Annotated in this window: 14 protein-coding genes; all 14 read left to right on the top strand. The window is 51.9% G+C overall.

All coding sequences use genetic code 11. The features are described from left to right. The first annotated feature begins 105 nt into the window (after positions 1-105). Entirely contained in the window at positions 106-393 is a 288-nt protein-coding gene (locus tag DW720_RS11285) for a hypothetical protein (protein ID WP_243098996.1), read from the top strand. A 20-nt stretch (positions 394-413) separates the two neighbouring features. Continuing rightward, entirely contained in the window at positions 414-596 is a 183-nt protein-coding gene (locus tag DW720_RS11280) for a DUF4250 domain-containing protein (protein WP_022360303.1), read from the top strand. After that, positions 568-1,011, top strand: coding sequence for a type II secretion system protein (locus tag DW720_RS11275; protein ID WP_182427983.1), 444 nt, complete (start codon positions 568-570; stop codon positions 1,009-1,011). Before DW720_RS11280 ends, DW720_RS11275 begins: the two co-directional genes overlap by 29 nt. 296 nt (positions 1,012-1,307) lie before the next feature. Further along, positions 1,308-2,051, top strand: coding sequence for a lysophospholipid acyltransferase family protein (locus DW720_RS11270; protein ID WP_118538551.1), 744 nt, complete (start codon positions 1,308-1,310; stop codon positions 2,049-2,051). A gap of 3 nt (positions 2,052-2,054) precedes the next feature. After that, positions 2,055-3,179 carry a bifunctional chorismate mutase/prephenate dehydratase gene (locus DW720_RS11265; protein ID WP_107001429.1) on the top strand — a complete coding sequence of 375 codons (1,125 nt, stop codon included), beginning with the start codon at positions 2,055-2,057 and terminating at the stop codon, positions 3,177-3,179. Positions 3,180-3,284: 105 nt separating this feature from the next. Beyond that, on the top strand, positions 3,285-4,583 hold the full coding sequence (locus DW720_RS11260; RefSeq protein ID WP_347560720.1) for an ATP-binding protein: 1,299 nt from the start codon (positions 3,285-3,287) through the stop codon (positions 4,581-4,583). Position 4,584: 1 nt separating this feature from the next. After that, positions 4,585-6,150 (top strand): HD domain-containing protein, encoded by a 1,566-nt coding sequence (locus tag DW720_RS11255; RefSeq protein WP_117796049.1) that lies wholly within the window; start codon positions 4,585-4,587, stop codon positions 6,148-6,150. Positions 6,151-6,152: 2 nt separating this feature from the next. Next, the gene (locus DW720_RS11250) at positions 6,153-8,282 is read left to right on the top strand and encodes an RNA degradosome polyphosphate kinase (RefSeq protein WP_117796048.1); all 2,130 of its coding nucleotides are present in this window, start codon (positions 6,153-6,155) and stop codon (positions 8,280-8,282) included. A 158-nt stretch (positions 8,283-8,440) separates the two neighbouring features. Continuing rightward, positions 8,441-9,145, top strand: a complete 705-nt coding sequence (locus DW720_RS11245) for a response regulator transcription factor (RefSeq protein ID WP_022360295.1) — start codon at positions 8,441-8,443, stop codon at positions 9,143-9,145. Then, positions 9,135-10,274: a HAMP domain-containing sensor histidine kinase gene (locus tag DW720_RS11240; protein ID WP_347475048.1), complete on the top strand. Its 1,140-nt coding sequence runs from the start codon at positions 9,135-9,137 to the stop codon at positions 10,272-10,274. The genes DW720_RS11245 and DW720_RS11240 overlap by 11 nt, the downstream gene beginning before the upstream one ends. A gap of 196 nt (positions 10,275-10,470) precedes the next feature. Next, positions 10,471-12,927 (top strand): hypothetical protein, encoded by a 2,457-nt coding sequence (locus DW720_RS11235; protein WP_118749656.1) that lies wholly within the window; start codon positions 10,471-10,473, stop codon positions 12,925-12,927. Next, positions 12,927-13,889, top strand: coding sequence for an ABC transporter ATP-binding protein (locus tag DW720_RS11230; protein ID WP_107001433.1), 963 nt, complete (start codon positions 12,927-12,929; stop codon positions 13,887-13,889). The genes DW720_RS11235 and DW720_RS11230 overlap by 1 nt, the downstream gene beginning before the upstream one ends. 7 nt (positions 13,890-13,896) lie before the next feature. Further along, the gene (locus DW720_RS11225) at positions 13,897-14,790 is read left to right on the top strand and encodes an ABC transporter permease subunit (RefSeq protein WP_243015226.1); all 894 of its coding nucleotides are present in this window, start codon (positions 13,897-13,899) and stop codon (positions 14,788-14,790) included. Between the two features lie 55 nt (positions 14,791-14,845). After that, entirely contained in the window at positions 14,846-16,156 is a 1,311-nt protein-coding gene (locus tag DW720_RS11220) for an SPFH domain-containing protein (RefSeq protein WP_118481937.1), read from the top strand. Positions 16,157-16,160: the final 4 nt, after the last annotated feature.

Raw genomic sequence — 16,160 nt, 5'->3', positions numbered from 1 at the left:
GGCGCAGTTGATAAAAGGAAAAAAGTGCCGTATACTAGAAAACTGGTAAGCTGGCGGTTATGGTTCGTGTAAAAAAATTTGAAATCAGAGGCACGGCGTGAGGATATGCCGGCAGCCAGAATCGGGGATCAGACCAGAAAGAAGAGGGAAAACGGCGTGACAAGAGATGTTGTATTTAAAATGGAACGTCCGGGACTGGTAGAAGTCGGACAGACAGTAGAGGTGACGGAGTCGGTGACGCCGTTTAATGTCAATTATATGATTGAACCGGCGGTGGCGATGTCGGGGCTTTTTAAGCTGAATGACCGGATTCCCGCCGATCACGGCGTGGTAAAGGCGATCGAGGAAAATGACCGCGGTTACTATGTGACGGTTACGTTTGAGTATGAATAAAAGGACAGAAAGGGAAAAAGATGGCAGGAAAAATACCGAACGATCCGATTATGTGCCTGAGTTTTGTGAACACACAGCTCAGAGATTTTTACCCGGATTTAGATGAATTATGCAGTGCGTTTGATACAGAACGGTCGGAGCTTGAGAAGAAGCTGCAGGCGGTGGGATATACCTATGACAGAGAAAAGAACCAGTTCCGCTAGGGCCCGGTCAGGCTTTACGCTGGCAGAGCTGCTGATTGTGACCGGGATTGTGTCGATTCTCGTTGCAGTTTCGATCCCGATCATGTCCGGACAGGTACAGAAAGCGAAGGAAGTGCGGGCGAAAGCCGAGGCGAGGATTCTATGCATGGCGCTCTGGATGTATCTGCATGATTTGGATGAGCAGGACATTCATCCGGAAAGCTGGGAGCTGATGATGGATCTGGGTGGTTCTTTCCGGGATCTGGGAGAAAATCCGCTGGAAAACTATCTGGATGGAGAGATTTCTGAGGATGTGTCTATCTACAGCGTGTATTACAGCGATACACTGGAAAGCTATGAGGGAATCTTGTGCGAGATAGGTGGAATCGAGGTGGAAGCGCTGATCAGCGGAAAGACGGAGATTGTGAATCCATAAAAAATAGAGAGGCAGGTTACTGTTCACAGGTAGGCACTTTTGGAACCGAAAGTGCCGTAAGAAAACGTGGTGGCAGCAGGAATTTGCCGTATTTAAATGCGAAGCCACGGCAAATTCCGATACTGGGCACGTATGCGTGAACAGTAACAGAGGCAGGATGTCTTACAAGGAAAGTCTTGTAAAACCCTGCTTCTTTCTATATAATGAGACAGTAAAGCAGTCTGTCTGGAAATGAAAATAGCAGGATAAAAACCAGACGGTTTCGGACAGATACAAGAGAAAAGAGAGGTATCAGTATGTTTCGCGCGATAAAGATAGTAGGAACGATCGTCAGCTTCCTTGTTGGTTCCATCGGCACATTGCACCGTATGGATAAACAGGGACAGGTAGATCCGGTCGCAGTGGAGGAAGAAAGCACCCAGATGGTGCGTAATATTTTTGAAAAACTGCTCAAAATGGCAGGTGTGACGGTAGAGGTGCGCGGATATGAAAATATTCCGCAGGATCGCCCGGTGCTCTATGTGGGAAACCACCGGAGCTATTTTGATATCCTGGTTGGCTATACGACGGTTCCGGGACTGATGGGATTTGTGGCAAAGAAAGAGATGGAGAAGATTCCGCTCTTGTCAAAATGGATGCTCAATGTCAACTGTCTGTTTTTAGATCGGAATAATATAAAAGAAGGTTTAAAAACGATTCTGGCGGGGATCGAGAAGGTGCGCCGCGGCGTTTCTGTCTGGATTTTTCCGGAGGGAACCCGCAATAAAAATGAACAGCTTTCAGATCTACTTCCATTTAAAGAGGGAAGCTTGAAGATTGCAGAGAAATCTGGCTGTCCGGTTGTTCCAGTGGCGATCAAGGGAACAGCGGAGGTCTTTGAGAAGCATATTCCTCTTATTTGTCCGAGCCATGTCGTGATTGAGTTCGGCGAGCCGTTCATCGTGAAAGAGCTGGATCCGGAGAACCGGAAGTTTGTCGGCGCATATACGAGAGAAAAGATCGCAGGGATGCTTTCAGAGATGGAAAAGGAGAACAACTAAGAGATGGATTTGCTGGAGATAAGAGGGCGTCTGGACCAGATTGACACCCAGATAGAAAAGTTATTTGAGGAGAGAATGCGCCTTTGCAGCGAGGTGGCAGAGTATAAGATCGCGACCGGAAAGGCGGTTTACGACGCCGAGCGTGAGAAACAGAAGATCGAGTCAGTTCAGGCGATGGCAGAGGGCGAGTTCAACAAGCAGGCGGTTGCCGAACTGTTTTTGCAGATGATGACGCTGAGCCGCCGGTATCAGTATCAGACCATTGCAGGGCGCGTCGGCGGTCCGGATCTGGGCTTCCATAAGGTGGAGAAGCTTGAAACAGCCGGAAAACGCGTGGTGTTCCAGGGATTAGAGGGCGCTTACGGTCATGCGGCGGCGCTGCAGTTCTTTGGAAAAGACGCGGATATCCATCATGTACGCCGGTTTGAGGATATGATGGTGGAGATTCAGGAGGGAAAAGCCGATTTTGCGGTGCTTCCGATTGAAAATTCTTCCGCCGGTGCCGTGACGGACAACTATGATCTGCTTTTAAAATACGACAATGTGATCGTGGCGGAGACATTTCTGCCGGTACATCACTACCTGCTTGGCACACCGGACGCGGAACTTTCCGATGTGAAGCGTGTTTTTGCCCATCCGCAGGCGTTGATGCAGAGCAGCGACTTCTTAAACCAGCACGACTGGCAGCAGCTCAGCATGGAAAATAATGCTGTGGCGGCACAGAAGGTACGCGATGAGAAGGATCCGTCACAGGCGGCAGTCGCAGGTGAGGTGGCAGGTGAGATTTACAGGCTCAAAAAGCTGGCAGGTCCGATCAACAACTGTCCGGACAATACGACCCGTTTCCTGATTTTGGCGAAGGATCGCGTCTATCAGGCGGGTGCAGAGAAAATCAGCCTCTGTTTCGAGCTGCCGCACCGCAGCGGTACGCTGTACAGTATGCTCGGCAATTTTATTTTCAATGACGTCAATATGCGTATGATCGAGTCCCGTCCGATCCCGGAGGAGAGTTGGCAGTACCGCTTCTTCGTGGACATCGAGGGAAACCTGGAGGATGCCGGTGTGCAGAATGCACTGTACGGAATCATGCGCGAAGCGAAAAATGTAAAAATATTAGGAAATTACTAGACTCTTTAGCTTAGGACAAGATGAAATGGGTTACTGTCCGCGGGAGGCATTTTTGGAACCGAAAGTGCCGCAAAAGAATGTGATGGTAACCGGAAAGGCAAAATGATGGAAGAAAGAAGAAAAAATACGATGATTTTATATCGCAACCTGCGGTATCAGCAGTTATTTGACGATATGTGCAGCCTCTTAAAACCAGAGGAAGGCGGGGCACGTCCGGATGCGTATGCATGTGCGAGCCAGCTCATCGATCTGGCAGTGACCTATGGATTCCGCGGAAACCTGTGGCATTGTTTCCTGGCGTTCTGCATGGCAAACAATGAAAATGCCTACAGCACATCCTGCGAGATCATCGGACCGGTCGGCGGCAGCTTAAGCGAGCTTGCCCGTCACGATTTTGCACAGGTCAGAGAGCTTTTTTCCCTGGATATTGCCCGTCTGGACGAGGCTGAGAACGGCATCTGGTCGGAGATGAAGCATTACGAAAATGCGCTGGAAAACAGCAAGGCGTTCAACCACCGCATCCGCGACCGGATCGTTGAATTATCGGTTTCCCTGGAGAATGCGGAGAGTGATCAGGAATTTCAGGATATCGTGACCGAATTTTATAAAGAATTTGGTGTCGGCAAGTTTGGTCTTAACAAAGCATTCCATATTATCATGGATGAGGAGGCAAAGCAGGTCGATATCGAGCCGATCACGCGCGTGGAACATATCAAGCTTAACGATCTGGTCGGCTATGAGCTGCAGAAAGCCAAGCTGATTGAGAATACCGAGGCATTTATCGAGGGGCGCGCGGCAAACAACTGCCTGCTTTTCGGTGACAGCGGTACCGGTAAATCATCCAGTATCAAGGCGATCTTAAATCAGTATTATGACCGCGGACTCCGCATGATCGAGGTGTACAAGCACCAGTTTCGCGGACTGTCAGATGTCCTGGAGCAGATCAAAGACCGCAACTACAAATTTATCATTTATATGGACGATCTTTCCTTTGAGGAATATGAGCTGGAATATAAATATCTGAAAGCAATCATAGAGGGTGGTCTCGGCATTAAGCCGCAGAATGTCCTGATCTATGCGACATCGAACCGCCGTCACTTAATCCGCGAGAAATTCAGCGATAAGCGCGAGCTGGACGACGATCTGCACTCCAACGATACGGTGCAGGAAAAACTGTCCCTGGTTGCGCGTTTTGGCGTCACGATCTACTACGGCTCACCGGACAAGAAAGAGTTCCAGAACATCGTCCGCGTACTGGCAGATAAATACCACATCCATATGCCGGAGGCAGATCTGCTTCTGGAAGCCAACAAGTGGGAGTTAAGCCACGGCGGGCTGTCCGGACGTACTGCCACCCAGTTTATTGCAAACTTACGCAGCAAGCTGAAAGGAGAGATCAAGTAATATGACCGTTAAAACCTTTGCCGCTATTGATGTGGGTTCCTTCGAACTGGAGCTGGGAATTTTCGAGATTTCTGCTTCCGCCGGAATCCGCGAGATTGATCATGTGCGCCATGCGCTGGCGCTTGGCAAAGACACGTACAATGACGGACGTTTGAGCCACGAGATCGTGGAGGAAATGTGCGAGGTCCTGAATAAGTTCCGGGAAGTGATGAAAACATACCGGGTATCGGATTACCGGGCATTTGCGAGCAGTGCGCTTCGGGAGGCGCGGAACAGCCAGATGGTACTGGACCGGATTCTGGTGCGTACCGGACTCCGGGTCCGCACGATGAACAACTCGGAGCTGCGTTTTAAGAGTTATAAAGCTGTTGCAGCCAGGGAGGAAGAATTCCAGCGCACCGTGAAAAATGGCGCGGCGCTGATGGATGTCGGATTCGGAAGCACCCAGATCTCCCTCTTTGATGAGGAGGTACTGGTATCGACGCAGAACCTTCTGCTCGGCGTGCTGCGTTTAAGCGAAATGTCAGCACACTGGCGTGTCGATTACCGAAAGATCCCGGCGATCATCGACGAGCTGGTAGAAAATGAATTATACACATTCCGGAAGATATTTTTAAAAGAGCATCAGATCGAGACGCTGATTGCGACCGGCGAGACAATGAACTATATGATCAGCCGAGGCATGCATGAAAAAGGCGGGGCGCGGTTCACGGCAAAGGAATTTGGCGTGTTCTGCGAGAAGCTGATCGGAATGTCCTCGGAGGAGATTCAGGAGCGCTATGAGCTGCCGCAGGATTACGCAGAAGTGCTGATTCCAAGTGCGATTCTCTACCGGAAGATATTAGACATGACGGGTGCTTCCTATATCTGGGCACCGGGGACGACACTCTGCGATGGTATCGCGGCAGAGTACGCACAGGAAAACCGTCTGGTCCGCTTCCATCATGATTTTGAGGCAGATATTCTCTCGACGGCGCGCCAGATGGCGAAGCGCTACCGCTGCCACGGCGCACATGTGCGCGAGGTAGAGCGGTCGGCGGAGATGATCTTTGATGCAACGAAAAAATACCATGGTCTGGGAGCGCGGGAACGCCTGCTTTTAAAGATCGCAGCGACCCTGCATGACTGCGGCAAGTTTGTCAGCATCACGCGCGGTTCGGAAAGCTCGTACCAGATCATCATGGATACGGAGATCATCGGAATTTCCCATCTGGAGCGCGAGGTTGTAGCCAATATCGTGCGCTACAACATTCAGGAATATGCCTACGATGAGGTCATCCTGGAGTCGGATCTGTCCCAGTATGCGGGGCTTGGAACCTCCCGGAGAGAGCTGACGATTCTGATTGCGAAGCTGACGGCAATTTTGCGTCTGGCCAATTCGATGGACCGCAGCCACCGCCAGAAGCTGAGCGACAGCCGCATCGCTGTGCGGAACGGCAGTCTGGTGATTACGACGGACTGTCCGGAGAGTATCGTGCTGGAGCAGTATTCATTTGACCAGAAGGCAGATTTCTTTGAGGAAGTCTTTGGAATACGGCCTGTACTCAGGCAGAAAAGAGGGGTATAAGGATGTCGGATGCAGTGTTGAAATACGGAGAACCTGAAAATTATGTAAACCGTGAACTGAGCTGGCTGGAATTTAACTACCGGATTCTGGGTGAGGCGCGCGATAAGACGACCCCGCTGTTTGAACGCCTGAAATTTTTAAGCATCACGGCGTCGAACCTGGATGAGTTTTTCATGGTCCGCGTGGCATCCCTCAAGGACATGGTTCACGCCAATTATACGAAGCGGGATATTGCGGGTATGACGGCACAGGAACAGCTGGATGCGATCGATGGAAAAACGCATGAGCTGGTCGAGAATCAGTACCGGACCTACAATCGGATGCTCCTGCCGCTCTTAAAACAGCACGGTCTGCGCGTGGTCACCGAGCATGAGAAGCTTACGAAGGAAGAAGCGGTGTACGTTGATCGGTATTTTGAGGAATCGGTCTACCCGGTCCTCACGCCGATGGCGGTTGATTCCTCCCGCCCGTTCCCGCTTATTCACAATAAATCGTTAAATATTGCCGCGCTGGTCCGCAAGAAAAAGGGAGACGGCGAGCTGGAATTTGCGATGGTCTGCGTGCCGGGCGGGCTTCCACGCGTGGTGGAGCTGCCGTGCCAGGAGGGCAAATCTATCATTTATCTGGAAGAAGTCATTGAGCGGAACATCGACAAATTGTTCTTAAATTATGATATTATCAGCTGCCATCCGTTCCGTGTCATGCGAAATGCCGATCTGAGCATCGACGAGGATGAGGCGGAGGATCTGCTCAAGGAGATCGAGCAGAAGCTCAAGAAACGCCAGTGGGGCGAGGTTATTCGCCTGGATATCGAGAAAAAGGCGGACAAGCGCCTCTTAGACATCCTCAAAAAGGAGCTGCACGTTGGCGGGCACGCGATCTATGAGATTGACGGACCGCTTGATCTGACCGTCCTCATGAAGGTGTTCGGTCTGCCGGGCTTTGATGAATTTAAGACACCGCCGTATACGCCGCAGCCGGTTCCGGCGCTGATGAATGAGGATGATATTTTTGCCAATATCCGCAAAGGCGATATATTGCTGACCCACCCGTTTGAGACTTTTGAGCCGGTCGTCAATTTTATCAAGAAAGCTGCCCGCGACCCGGAGGTGCTGGCGATCAAGCAGACACTCTACCGTGTCAGCGGCAACTCCCCGATTATCGCGGCGCTCGCCGAAGCGGCGGACAATGGAAAACAGGTGTCGGTTCTGGTTGAGCTGAAAGCCCGTTTTGACGAGGAAAACAATATTCTCTGGGCGAAGATGCTGGAAAAAGCCGGCTGCCACGTTATCTATGGTCTGCTGGGACTGAAAACACACAGTAAGATCACGCTGGTGGTGCGCCGCGAGGAAGAAGGCATCCGCCGCTACGTCCATCTGGGAACTGGAAATTACAACGATTCGACGGCAAAACTCTACACCGACTGCGGTCTTTTAACATGTGATCCGCTGATCGGTGAGGATGCGACTGCAGTCTTTAACATGCTGTCGGGTTATTCGGAGCCGCTTGGCTGGAACAAGCTGTCGCTGGCGCCGCTGTGGCTGCGCGGACGTTTTCTGCGCCTGATCCAGCGGGAAACGCGCAACGCCCGCGAAGGTATTCCAGCGCGGATCGTGGCAAAGATGAACTCCCTGTGCGACCGTGAGATCATTGCGAGTCTTTACGAGGCGTCCAATGCGGGGGTAAAAATACAGCTCATCGTCCGCGGCATCTGCTGTCTGCGCGCCGGGATTCCGGGATTAAGCGAGAATATAACGGTCTGCTCGATCGTTGGAAATTTCCTTGAGCACAGCCGTATTTTCTACTTCGAGAACGACGGTGAACCGCAGATTTTCATGGGAAGTGCCGACTGGATGCCGCGAAACCTCGACCGTCGTGTGGAGATTCTCTTCCCGGTTGAGGATGAGAAGCTGAAAGCACGCATCTGTCACATCTTAGAGGTACAGCTTGCCGACAATGTCAAGGCGCAGTACCTGAGACCGGACGGAACCTACGCTAAACGCAACCGCCGCGGCAAAGAGCCGGTCTGCGCGCAGGATACCTTCTGTGCGGAGGCAGTACAGGCGGCGAAGGAGGCTGGAAAAAAGCAGGACCCGGCGGCGATGAGGGTGTTTATTCCGCTGGAACAATAAAAAAATTGCAGTTCGCAGATAAGCAAAATTCTCCAAAAATGTAATAAATTTTTAAAGCATAAATCCTCCCCATATGGTAAACTGGAAACAGGTATATTCGTCTGGTATTTCGCATAGAGATACCGGGAACCTGCATTACATATGAGGGAGGTTTTTTTATGTCTGAAATACACGTTCTGGTGGTGGATGATGAGAAAGAAATTGCCGATCTGGTGGAGATTTATCTGGTCAGTGATGGTTATAAAGTATATAAGGCATCCAATGCGTTAGAGGGATTGGAGATTCTGGAGAAGGAGACGATTCATCTGGTGCTTCTCGATATCATGATGCCGGGGATGGATGGTCTGGAGATGTGCCGCAAGATCCGGGAGACGAACAATATCCCGATCATCATGCTGAGCGCGCGCTCAGCGGATCTGGATAAGATTCTGGGACTGGGAACCGGCGCGGATGATTACGTGACGAAACCATTTAACCCGCTGGAGCTGACGGCGCGCGTCAAATCACAGCTTCGCCGCTACACGCAGTTAAATCCGCAGAGCGGTGCAGGAAACCAGGTTAAAAATGAGATCTCGATCAAGGGACTCACGATCAACAAAGATAATCATAAAGTGACGGTGTACGGCGAGGAGATCAAGCTGACGCCGATCGAATTTGACATTCTGTATCTGCTGGCATCCAATCCGGGGCGGGTCTTCAGCACAGATGAAATCTTTGAGAAAGTGTGGAATGAGAAAGTCTACGAGGCAAATAACACGGTTATGGTACATATCAGACGGCTTCGCGGCAAGATGAAGGAGGACACCCGACAGAACAAGATCATTACAACGGTCTGGGGGGTAGGATACAAAATTGAAAAATAAAAAAGATATGAGTCGCCGATTCCGGACACGGATGGTCATGAACATCGTTTACAGCACCGTGGTGGCATGCCTGGTGGAGGTGTTTCTGATTGCCAATGTTTCGATGATCAGCAGCTATCTGCGGGAGACGCGGTACCGGGATTCTTTTTTCCTGCGCCTGACGGAGACAGAGACACTGATGGCATTTGTCTATCTTCTGTCGGGCATCGCGATCTTCTCAGTCACTTTTTTTGCCCTCCAGGAGCGGTCCATGCGCTATATCAGCCGGATCTCGTCCGCGATTCAGAATATTTCCGAGGGCGATTTGAATACGACGATCGAGGTGCGGGGCGATGACGAGTTTACGGCGATGGCGGTTAATTTAAATAAGATGGTCGGGGATATCCGGAATCTGATGGACAAGGAGCGCGAGGCGGAGCGCACGAAGAACGAGCTGATTACCAATGTGGCACACGATCTGCGGACACCGCTGACCTCGATCATCGGCTATCTTGAACTTCTGTCCGGCAAGGTGGAGATTCCTGCAGAAATGCAGAAAAAATATATTGATATTGCCTATGCAAAATCGAAACGTCTGGAAAAACTGATCGAAGATTTGTTTGGTTTTACCAAAATGAATTATGGAAAAGTGGCAATGCACGTGTCGAAGGTGGACATCGTCAAACTGCTCAGCCAGCTGTTGGAGGAATTTTATCCGAGCTTCAAGGACAAAAACCTCTCCTACGAGCTGCAGAGCAATGTCCCGGGCAAGGTTATCACGGCAGACGGAAATCTTCTGGCGCGCCTCTTTGACAACCTGATCAATAACGCGATCAAATACGGTGCAGACGGAAAACGGGTGCTGGTGCAGATTCATGCGGAGGAAGAGGTCGTGACTGTCTCGGTAACGAACTACGGTTACGTGATTCCGGCGGACGAGCTGCCTCTTTTATTTAATAAATTCTACCGCGTGGAACAGTCGCGATCGACCAACACGGGCGGCACAGGGTTAGGTCTGGCGATCGCCAAAAATATCGTCGATATGCACGGCGGCACGATTCAGGTGACGAGCGATCTGAATGGAACGGTGTTTACGGTGCGCCTGCGGACGAATTTTGACATCAACAGGGAAAATTTCCAGACGCCGTAAAGGCGAGTGTGGGAAAGAATCTGATAGACATTTTAATGGATTTTTGGTTACTGTTCACAGGTAGGCACTTTTGGAACCGAAAGTGCCGTAAGAAAACATGGTGGCAGCAGGAATTTGCCGTATTTAAATGCGAAGCCACGGCAAATTCCGTTACTGGGCACGTATGCGTGAACAGTTACAGATAGGGAGAGAAAGGATGCAGAAAAAGAGGGGAATACAGTTCTTTTTTGCGATATTGATCGGATGGATGGCACTATTCTGCCTTCCTGCAGGGTACGCATATGCCTCACAGAAGGAAGCAGATGCGCCGCTGTCGATGGATGTTTCCTATGGATTTGACAATACGGCAAAGAGTGACCGTTACCTTCGGGTAACGGTCCTTCTGAATAATGATACAGCGCCGTTTGAGGGAACGCTGGAGTTTCTGACCGCGCAGTCCAGTCTGGAGGCGTACCAGTATTCCTATCCGTTATCATTGGCAGCGGGGGAGAAGTTTGAACAAGAATATTATATCCCGCTGGGTGTGCGGGCGGATCAGATGTTTGTATCGGTACAGGATGTAAACGGGGAAACGGTCATCCGGAAACGTCTGAAACTTGGTTCTGAGGAGGACGTTGCGGAGAGTTATATCGGAATTTTGACGGATACGCCGGAGGCACTTTCTTATTTAGACGGCGCGGGCATCCGATATGGGACGCTTCGGACGCGGGCGGTTTTTCTGGATGCCGAGCAGGCACCGGATGACCGGCTGGGTTACGATCCGCTGGATCTGGTAATTGTGTCTGGATTTGACCTGGATTCGCTCAGTGATGTCCAGTATGAGGCGCTGCGGCGCTGGGTGGAAGACGGCGGTACGATCCTCTTTGGCGGCGGTGTGGATTGTGCGAGAAATTATGGCAGGTTTGCAGAGAAGGTGCTGGAGCCGCCGTATCTGGATGCGGTAACCGTTCCGGTCAGTCTGGGCGGGGAGACGGCACCGGGCGAGCAGACGGGGGAGATTCAGGCAGAATGCGTCGATGTGAACCTGAAGAACGGCAGAACTCTGCTGGCGGGGGAAGTGTTCCCGCTGTTATCCCATACGAACTGCAAACAGGGGCGGATCGTGGCAGCTGCCTTTTCGATGGATGCGATCAGCGATTTGTGCCTGACCAATCCATCCTCATTTGAAAAGCTGTATACGCTGGTGCTGGGAAGTGATACCGTGGACGAGCTGGCACAGGAGGATTACTACGGTTATTCGGGCTCGTATTTCAGCGTACAGGGGCTGGTCAACACCGGTAATGCGGGGCGGCTTCCGAAGGTTGCGGCGTACACGGCGATCGTGGTGGTCTACCTGCTTTTGATTGGTCCGGGCATCTATTTCTACTTAAAAAAGCGGGGAATTTACCGGTATTATCTGCCGGCGGTGACACTGGGGGCGTTTTTGTTTACCGGCATTATTTATGCGCTGGGCGTAAAGACACGCTTCCGGGAGCCGTTTGTGACGTATGCGTCGATTCTGGATACCTCGGGAGAAGAGGCGGAAGAAGCCACTTATATGAACATCCGAAGCCCTTATAACAAGCCGTATTCGGTGAGTTTAAAGCCGGGCTATGAGGTGCGCCCGATGACGCGCAGTTACTATTACGATGCGGTTTCGGCGGTGCGCTTTACCGGTGAGGAAGAGTATCATACGAACTTTGTTTATCAGCCGGAACGGGTCGAAATTAAAATGCGGGATACGGTCGCATTTTCACCGAATCTGTTTACCCTGCGTCGTGAGCTGGAGAAAACGGACGCGATGGGCGTTCAGGGAAATATTTCCTATTTTGACGGCGTGGTGTCTGGAACGGTAAAAAACTGTTTTGAGGAACCGCTGGAGAATGCGGCTCTGCTCATTAATGGGAAAGCAGTGCTGCTGGGAAGATTAGAGCCTGGGCAGACGATTTCTCTGAATGGAAAGGAGACCTGCAATTATCCGGTCAGCTATTCGTATGCGGCAGCACAGATGGTGACCGGGGCGGATCAGTATGAGAAAGCGGAGATTGAGGATCCAGATTATTTAAAGGCGCAGGAGCAGACGAGACTTTTGAGCTTTTATCTGGATTCCGGCGCGGGGCGCAATCCGTCCGAGGGGTGCCTGGTGGCATTTTCAACCCGGAAGCGCCAGGGAGAGGAAGATTTCCTGGCGGATGCGAGGACACTTCGGGAAGGATTTTGCATGGTGACCGAGTCAATTCCGCTGAACCGTGAAAAAGACGGAAAACTTTACCGTTCGGCGCTTGAGGAAGATCCAACGGTGCTCGCCGGAAATTATGAGGCGGCGTACAACACAATGTATAGCGGGGAAACAGCGGAGGCTGCGACGGTCGAATATTCGCTGGGAAGTGACCTTGTCATTGAAAAGCTTACGTTTGAGACTCTGTCACCGCGATTTTCGGAAAATCCGCTCTATCCGTATATGTCATCCTTCTCCGGAAGCATGTATTTCTATAACTATGAGACCGGGCGCAATGACCGGATCGAGCTGAAATCAGAGTATTCGGCAAAGGAGCTTTCGCCGTACCTGTCTCCGTCGAACACATTGACCGTCAAATATGTGCCGGAACAGACGGGAGAGTATGGCTGGGAAAGCCAGCTTCCAAGAATCTATGTCGTAGGGAGGAGAGAGTGATGCTGACGATTAAAAACCTCAGAAAACGATATGGCAATTTTCAAGCGCTGGATGGGCTGAATCTGGAGGTCGCGGACGGGGAACTCTTTGGATTCGTGGGTCCCAATGGGGCAGGCAAGACGACGACGCTCAAGATTCTTGCGGGACTTCTCGTTCCCGATGAGGGCGAGGTGGAGATCGGCGGACTGGATGTTTACTCAGACGGAAAAGAACTCCGGCGGCGGATCGGCTATGTGCCGGATTTCTTCGGAGTATATGATAACCTGAAAGTATCGGAATATATGGAATTTTTTGCATCCTGCTACGGAATTACGGGGCTGCAGGCGCGGACGCGCTGCCATACGCTTCTGGAACAGGTGCGGCTGGAAGATAAAGAGGACTTTTTTGTGGACGGGCTTTCGAGAGGTATGAAGCAGCGCCTCTGTCTGGCGCGGGCGCTCATCCACGATCCGGATCTTCTGATCCTGGATGAACCGGCTTCCGGGCTGGATCCGCGCACCCGGGTGGAGTATACGGCGATTCTGAAAGAACTGCGCGATCAGGGAAAAACGCTGCTCGTCAGCTCCCATATTTTATCGGAATTGTCAGAGCTTTGTACCTCGATCGGCATCATTGAGCAGGGAAGAACGGTCCTGCAGGGCAGCATGGATCAGATTTTTGCGCGGATCAACTCGTCCAATCCGCTTCTGATCTCGATTTTCAGCCAGAAAGAAAAGGCGCTTGCGATCCTGAAAAGCCATCCTTGCGTGCAGACGATTGCGGTGCAGGGGGATGAGATCAAGCTGGGCTTTTTGGGGGATCGGCAGGATGAGGCGCTGCTTTTGCAGCAGCTTATCGATGCGGATGTGATGGTCAGCAGCTTTATGCGCGAGAAGGGAAGCCTGGAATCACTGTTTATGCAGATCACAGGACATGAAGAAGAGAGGGCGGTGCTGAAACATGAGATGGAATCCGGTATTTAGGAGGGAAATGACAGTCGGGAGCCGCAGCATCCGCATGATGGCGATTCTGTTTGTTTTTAACAGTATTCTGGCGGCGGTGGCGCTGTTTAATATGTATTCGGTGGCGGAGCAGGTCAGGACGACGGCGGAGATCCAGTATTCGCAGTTTCTGGATCTCTACACGTTCGTCTCCTCGATCGAATTTATCATGCTGCTTTTCATCATGCCGGCGCTGACTGCCAGCAGTATCAGCGGCGAGCGGGAACGCCAGACGCTGGAACTGATGCTGACGACCACGATGGAGCCGCGTGACATGGTGCTTGGAAAACTGGCGTCCTCGCTGGTGACGATGCTGGTGCTGGCGGTCTCGGCGCTTCCGGTACAGGCGCTCGTATTTGTCTACGGGGGCGTTACGCTGCAGGACATCGGGATGCTGTTCCTGTGCCACGGCGTTGTGGCAATTTTAACGGGCAGTATCGGGATCTTTTATTCATCGGTGCTGCGCCGCTCGACGGTATCGACCGTCTGCTCCTATGTGACGGTGGTGGCGCTGACGGCGGGAACGATGGCGGTCAATCTGTTTGCATACCGGATGGCGCTCCGGGCGGCAGATTCGTATGCATCTAATCTCAATGCATCGGAAATGGCAAGTTCCGGCATTTTACGCTATCTCTTTCTTTTCAATCCGGCTGTCTCGTTTTATAATGTAATTAACGGACAGGCGGGAAGCGGCGACATGAGAAAATGGTTCGAGCCACTGTTTGGCGTATTTCCAGACAATGCGATCACAGCACACTGGACGGCGTGCAGCCTGATTTTGCAGTGTATGCTGGCGATGGTGCTGATCGCGGCAGCAGTATGGGCGATCACGCCGGGAAAATGGAATCGGCATGGGAAAAATAAAGGGAATGATAACCGATAGATAGAAAAAGCAGAAAAACAGAGAAACTATGAATTTGGAGAAGGAGGCAGTGAGTATGGGAATTATCAGAGCAGCGGCACACGCGGTCGGCGGCGGGCTGGCAGATCAGTGGCTGGAAGTGATTGAACCGGAAAATATGGGGGAACAGACCGTATTTTCAGCGGGTGTGCAGACACGCCGCGGGGAGAACCGGAAGAGAACACCGGAAACGGTGTCCAATGGTTCTGTGATCCATGTGTACCCGAATCAGTTTATGATGTTGGTGGACGGCGGTAAGGTCGTTGATTATACAGCGGAAGAGGGTTATTATACAGTGCAGAATTCATCCCTGCCGTCTCTGTTTAACGGACAGTTCGGCGATGCACTGAAAGAATCCTTCAACCGTGTGCGTTATGGCGGACAGACGCCGTATGCACAGAAGGTCTACTATATTAATCTCCAGGAGATCAAGGGAATCAAGTTCGGCACACGGACGCCGATCAACTATTTTGATTTATTCTATAATTCCGAGCTGTTTCTGCGCGCACATGGAACTTACTCCATCAAGATTACGGATCCACTGAAATTTTATGCGGAGGCTATTCCGAAAAATCAGGATCAGGTGGAGATTGATTCCATCAATGAGCAGTATTTAGCGGAGTTTCTGGAAGCGCTGCAGACCTCGATCAACCAGATGTCGGCGGATGGCGTGCGGATTTCCTTTGTAGCCTCCAAAGGCAGGGAACTGGGACGCTATATGGCGGAGACGCTGGATGAGGAGTGGAACCGTCTGCGTGGCATGGAGATCCAGTCAGTCGGTATCGCCAGCATTTCCTATGATGAAGAATCGCAGAAACTCATCAATATGCGGAATCAGGGCGCGATGCTCGGCGACCCGTCGGTGCGCGAGGGGTATGTGCAGGGCGCGATGGCACGCGGCTTTGAGGCAGCCGGTTCCAACGGAAGCGGTGCGATGGCAGGCTTCATGGGAATGGGCGCCGGCATGAACTTCGGCGGCGGATTTATGGGCGCCGCATCGGCGTCCAACCTGCAGCAGATGCAGATGCAGCAGGCGGCGCGGCAGGGATATGCGGCACCGCAGGGCGGCTATGCGCCGGGGCAGGCGAATGGAGCGCCGCAGGGTGGTTATGCACAGCAGCCGGGAGCACCACAGGGCGGCTATGCACAACCGGCAGGACAGAACGCAGCGCCGCAGGGCAGTGCGGCAGCTCCGGCAGAATCCTGGACTTGTGAGTGCGGCAATGTCAACCACGGAAAGTTCTGCTCCGAGTGCGGCAAGCCAAGACCAGCCGGTCCGTGGACCTGCAGCTGCGGAACGGTCAATACAGGTAAGTTTTGTTCCGAATGCGGAAAACCGAGGTCATAGGGCG

The organism is Clostridium sp. AM27-28, assembly GCF_003480955.1.
In the GTDB taxonomy this organism is placed as follows: Bacteria; Bacillota; Clostridia; order Lachnospirales; family Lachnospiraceae; genus Otoolea; species Otoolea fessa.
This window is presented reverse-complemented; position numbering and strand designations above follow the sequence as displayed.